We start from the raw sequence: 5,683 nt of genomic DNA on the forward strand, positions 1-5,683 counted from the left end.
GGCGCCACCGTGGCCGTCCTCACCGGCGACCCTCGCCACTCCGCGGCCCTGCGCGACGCCATCGTGGACGGCCTGCGGGACGGCTCGCTGGCCGCCCGTCAGTACCGCTCGCACGGGGCCGGCGTGGCCCTGGTCGGCGGCGGCCCCGGCGACCCGGACCTGATCACCGTGCGCGGCCGCCGGCTGCTCGCCGACGCCGACGTGGTCGTCACCGACCGCCTCGCCCCGCGCGAGCTGCTCGCCGAACTGCCCGAGCACGTCGAGGTGATCGACGCCTCCAAGATCCCGTACGGCCGGTTCATGGCCCAGGAGGCGATCAACCGCACCCTGGTCGAGCACGCCAAGGCCGGCAAGTTCGTGGTCCGGCTCAAGGGCGGCGACCCGTACGTCTTCGGCCGCGGCGGCGAGGAGCTGCTGGCCTGCGCGGAGGCCGGGCTGCCGGTCACCGTGGTGCCCGGGATCTCCAGCTCGATCAGCGTCCCCGCCGCGGCCGGCGTGCCCGTCACCCACCGCGGCATGACCCACGAGTTCACCGTCATCTCCGGCCACGTCGGCCCGGACGACGAGCGCTCGCTCACCAACTGGGAGGCCGCCGCGCGGATGAGCGGCACCCTGGTGCTGCTGATGGCCGTGGACAAGATCGGCGCGATCGCCGCCCGGCTGGTCGAGTACGGCCGGCCGGCGGACACCCCCGTCGCGATCGTCCAGGAGGGCACCACCGCCGCCCAGCGCCGGGTGGACGCCACCCTCGGAACCGTCGCCGCGGTGGTCGAGGCCGAGGGGGTCAAGCCCCCGGCGGTCATCGTCATCGGCGACGTCGTCAACGTGCTGGCGGCCGCCTTCCAGCGGTAGGCCCGCGGGGGAGTGGGAAGTCGGCCCGGCCGACTTCCTACTCCAGCGGCTGCTCCGTCCAGATGACCTTCCCGGTCGCCGTGTAACGCGTCCCCCAGCGGTCCGCGAACTGCGCGACCAGGAACAGCCCGCGCCCGCCCTCGTCCTCGGTCGCCGCGTACCGCAGGTGCGGCGAGGTGCTGCTGCCGTCCGACACCTCGCAGATCAGCGAACGGTCCCGCAGCAGCCGCACCCGGATCGGCCCGGAGCCGTACCGGATCGCGTTGGTCACCAGCTCGCTCAGGATCAGCTCGGTGACGAACGCCGCCTCCGCCAGCCCCCAGGCCGTCAGCCGCTCCGCCACCGCGGCCCGGACCTCGCGCACCGCCGCCGGGTCGGAGGGCACCTCCCACTGCGCCACCTGCTCCGGTGCCAGCACCCTGGTCCGCGCCACCAGCAGCGCGATGTCGTCCTGCGGGTGCTCCGGCAGCATCGCCCCGAGCACGTCCGCGCAGGTCTGCTCGGGCGTGCGCGGCGGCCCGGCCAGCGCCGCCCGCAGCAGCTCCAGCCCCTCGTCGATGTCCCGCTGCCGGTCCTCCACCAGCCCGTCCGTGTACAGCACCAGCCGGCTGCCCTCGGCCAGCTCCAGCTCGGCGTTCTCGAACGGCAGCACCCCCAGCCCCAGGGGCGGCCCGGTCGGCAGCTCCGGGAACACCACCCGCCCCTGCGGGTCCACCACCGCCGGCGGGGGGTGCCCGGCGGTGGCCAGGGTGCAGCGCCGCGACACCGGGTCGTAGATCGCGTACAGGCAGGTCGCCCCGGCCACCCCGGCGCGCTCCCCGCCCGCCGCCTCGTCCTGGTCGATCCGGCTCACCAGCTCGTCCAGGTGCCCCAGCAGCTCGTCCGGCGGCAGGTCCAGGGTCGAGAAGTTGTGGATCGCCGTCCGCAGCCGGCCCATCGTCGCCGCCGCGTGCAGCCCCTGCCCCACCACGTCCCCGACCACCAGCGCCACCCGCGCGCCCGGCAGCGGGATCACGTCGAACCAGTCCCCGCCCACCCCGGCCTGGGCCGGCAGGTAACGGTGCGCCACGTCCAGCGCCGTCTGCTCCGGCAGCTTGCGCGGCAGCAGGCTGTGCTGGAGCGTCACCGCCATCGCGTGCTCCCGGGTGTAGCGGCGGGCGTTGTCGATGCACACCGCCGCGTGCGCCACCAGCTCCTCGGCCAGCGCCAGGTCCTCCGCCTCGAACGGCTCCGCCCGCTGCGCCCGCCAGAACCGGGCCACCCCCAGCAGCACCCCGCGCGCCCGAAGCGGCACCCGCACCAGCGAGTGCACCCCGTACGCCAGGACCCGCGCCGACCGCTCCGGGTCCTGCTCCCGCCACCGGCCGGCCTCCGCCAGCCGCGGCTCGATGGCAGCCTCCCCGCTGTGCAGCGCCCCGGCCAGCGGGGTCTCGGGCACCACGTCCAGCACCGTGCCGACCGGGTAGAACGGCGCGTCGTCCCGTACGCCCGTCACCGCCGTACGGCGCATCCGCCCCAGCGAGGGGCCCGGCGGCGGCTCCTCGCCGGTCAGCACCTGGTCCGCCAGGTCCACCGTGACGAAGTCCGCGAACCGCGGCACCGTGACCTGCGCCAGCTCCTCCGCCGTCCGCGTCACGTCCAGCGTGCTGCCCACCGTCACCCCGGCGTCGTACAGCAGCCGCAGCCGCCGCTGCGCGCCCTCCGCCCGGCCGGACAGCGCCGCCAGCTCCGTGGAGTCGCGCAGCGTGGCGACCCGGCCGGGCGGGCCGCCCGGCTGGTCGATCAGCCGGACGTTCACCGCCAGCAGCCGCTCCCCGGACAGCACCACCTCGTCGGTCACCGGGCGCTCGGCGGTCAACAGGTCCAGCGGCCGCTGCTCCAGGCCCAGCCCGGCCACCGGGCGGCCCTCGGCGTCCGGCGGAAGGTCCAGCAGGCGGCGCGCCTCGTCGTTGCAGAGCAGCAGCCGGCCGTCCCCGCCGAGGATCATCACGCCCTCGCGCACCGCGTGCAGCACCGCCGCGTGGTGCTCGTACATCCTGGTCATCTCGACCGGGCCCAGCCCGTGCGTCTGGCGCCGCAGCCGACGGCTGACCAGCGCCGTCCCGAGCGTGGCCAGCCCCACCGCGGCCGCCGCCGCGCCCAGCACCACCGGCAGCTGGCGCTCGCTGGCGCTGCTGACGCTCTTCAGCGTCACGCCCGCCGAGACCAGCCCGACCACCGAACCGTCCGGCGCGTACACCGGGACCACCGCCTGCACCAGCGAGCCGAGCGTGCCCGAGACGCGCTGGGTCACCACCTGCCCGTGCAGCGCGGGCTCGTAGGTGCCGACGAACTTCCGGCCGATCAGCGCCGGGTTCGGGTGGGTGTAGCGGATGCCCTGGTTGTTCAGCACGACGATGAAGTCCACGCCCGCGGCGACCCGCGCGGACTGCGCCCTCGGCTGCAGGACGGCCGTCGGGTCGGGGGAGCGCAGCGCGTCGACGATGCCCGGCGAACTGGCGAAGGTCTGCGCCACCGCCACCGAACGGTTGCGCGCCTCGTGCTCGGCGTCGTTGCGCGACTGCACCACCAGCGCCACCGCGGCCGCCACCACCAGCAGCAGCACGACCAGGATCTGGAGCGCGAACACCTGCCCCGCCACCGACCGGTGCCACACGGGCCACCGCGGCTTCGCGTGCGGCAGCTGCGGCCGACCGTGTGGGCGCCCACCGGGGGAGCCGGCGGAGCCAGTGGCGCCAGAGGCCGACGGAGCCCAGGATCGGCCCGGATTTCGGGCCATACGGTCATATTTGCACTACGGCCAGCCGGGGACCACCCGCCCCCTCCGCCGTTTGGCCTTCCCCGTCCGGGCTTGGCAAGATCGCAGGGTGTCCGAACCCCGCACCATCACCGACCCGGCCGACCCCCGCCTCGCCGACTACACCGGCCTCACCGACGTCGAGCTGCGCCGCCGCCGCGAACCCGCCGAGGGCCTCTTCATCGCCGAGGGGGAGAAGGTCATCCGCCGCGCTCTCGCCGCCGGCTACCGGATGCGGTCGATGCTGCTCACCTCCAAGTGGCTGGAGGTGATGGGCGACGTCATCGCCGAGGCCGACGCCCCCGTCCACGTGGTCGAGCCCGCCCTCGCCGAAGCCGTCACCGGCTACCACGTGCACCGCGGCGCCCTCGCCTCGATGGAGCGCAAGCCCCTTCCGGACGCCGCCGAGGTGCTCGCCGGCGCCCGCCGGGTCGCCGTCCTGGAAGGCCTGGTCGACCACACCAACCTCGGCGCCATCTTCCGCAGCGCCGCCGCCCTCGGCATGGACGCCGTCCTGCTGTCCCCCGACTGCGCTGACCCGCTCTACCGGCGCGCCGTCAAGGTCTCCATGGGCGCGGTCTTCGCGGTCCCGTACGCCCGCCTCGACCCCTGGCCCGCCGCCCTCGACACCGTCCGCGAGGCCGGCTTCACCCTGCTCGCCCTCACCCCCGCCGACACCGCCGTCGACCTCCACACCCTCGCCCCGCACAGCCTCCCCAAGGCCGCCCTCATGCTCGGCGCCGAGGGCGATGGCCTCACCCCCCGCGCCATCGCCGCCGCCCACCACCCCGTCCGCATCCCGATGGCCCACGGCATCGACTCCCTCAACGTCGGCGCCGCCGCCGCCGTCGCCTTCTACGCCGTCACCACCCCCTGACCCCCTCACCGGCGCGCGAGAAGTCGCCCCACCCGACTTCCCGCGCGCTGCCCGACTCCTGACACCGCAGCCGCGGCCCCACCCCCAAAAGCCGGCCCACCCGACTTCCCACGCCGCGCCCCGCCCACTCGACGCCTCGCCAGGTGCCGCCGCACCACCAGAAGTCGGCCCGCCCGACTTCTCGCGCACGCCAGCTCTTGCCGGGGCCACCTGCCGGGCACCCGGCCACAGCAAGGCCCGGGGATCACCCGACACCGGAAGTCGGCCCGCCCGAGTTCTCGCGCCATGCCCCGCCCGCGCATGCCTTCGCAGCGGCCGCCGCACAACCGGGAGCCGGCCCGGAGGCTTCAGCCGGTGGGGGAGGTGGGCGGGGCCGGGGCGGCGGCGGGGGGCGGGGTGGTGGCGGCGCCGGTCCAGGATTCGTCGAGGGTGCCGTCGGGGCGGACGGCGTAGCGGGTGGAGGTGACGGTGCCGGTGGCGGCCGCGCGTTCCTCGCGGACGACCGTGCTGCCGTCCAGTCGCCAGCTGGCCGTCGCCTGCGGGTCCGCCACCGAGGTGCGGGAGGTGGTGGCGGCCGGGGCGTCCCCGGTGAAGGTGTAGAGCTGGACGAGGTCGACCGGGGCCGAGCCCTCCACCCGTCGCAGGACGACCACCGCGGCCGGCAGGCCCTTGTACCGGGCCGGCAGCACCGCGCTCAGCGCGACCTGGGGCCCGGCGCCGACCGAGTGCCCGTTCTGCAGGGCGATGGCCGGCCCGCCGGCCCCGTCGGGGTAGCTGCGGTTGGGCCAGTCCACGGCCGGCAGCGGCGCCTGGGGGGCCGTCAGCCCGCTGTCCGTACCGCCGCGTGCCGCTGCCGGGAGGGGGGTGGGCGAGGCCTGCGGCGCGACGTCCGCCGATGTCCCGGGCACGGCCTGCTCGCCGCCGGAGCCGGTGTTGGTCACCACCGCGGCCGGTGGCCGCACGCTCCGGTTGTCCCGGTTCTCGCACCCCTGGGCCGCCGCGATGGCCAGCGCCACCCCGATGGTCACGGTGACGAAGACGACCAGCCGCTGCCGGAGCAGCCGTTGCCGCGCGGCGCCGGGCCGCCCGCCGGGGGCGGGGGTGTGCTGGCGGTCCCGGGGACGCACCCGGTCGCGGGCGTCGCGGGGGTCGCGGGC

Annotated in this window: 3 protein-coding genes and 1 pseudogene; 2 read left to right on the plus strand and 2 right to left on the minus strand. The window is 76.2% G+C overall.

Going from position 1 to position 5,683, the window contains the following annotated elements; genetic code table 11:
• The coding region (gene cobA / locus AE652_RS33915) for a uroporphyrinogen-III C-methyltransferase (protein ID WP_049658655.1) at window positions 1–852 on the plus strand (852 nt) is incomplete at its 5' end.
• Window positions 853–889: 37 nt separating this feature from the next.
• On the opposite strand, the gene AE652_RS33920 is transcribed toward cobA, so the two are convergent.
• Entirely contained in the window at window positions 890–3,631 is a 2,742-nt protein-coding gene (locus tag AE652_RS33920) for a SpoIIE family protein phosphatase (protein ID WP_082346148.1), read from the minus strand.
• A gap of 88 nt (window positions 3,632–3,719) precedes the next feature.
• Here AE652_RS33920 and AE652_RS33925 point away from each other — a divergent pair, with 88 nt between their 5' ends.
• A complete protein-coding gene (locus AE652_RS33925; RefSeq protein WP_049658657.1) occupies window positions 3,720–4,526 on the plus strand; it encodes an RNA methyltransferase in 807 nt (268 codons plus the stop codon).
• Between the two features lie 347 nt (window positions 4,527–4,873).
• Here the strand turns inward: AE652_RS33925 and AE652_RS46840 are convergent.
• Window positions 4,874–5,683 (minus strand): annotated as a pseudogene (locus tag AE652_RS46840) (hypothetical protein); the annotation flags it as partial.

Source organism: Kitasatospora sp. MY 5-36 (genome assembly GCF_001182915.1).
Lineage (GTDB): Bacteria > Actinomycetota > Actinomycetes > Streptomycetales > Streptomycetaceae > Kitasatospora.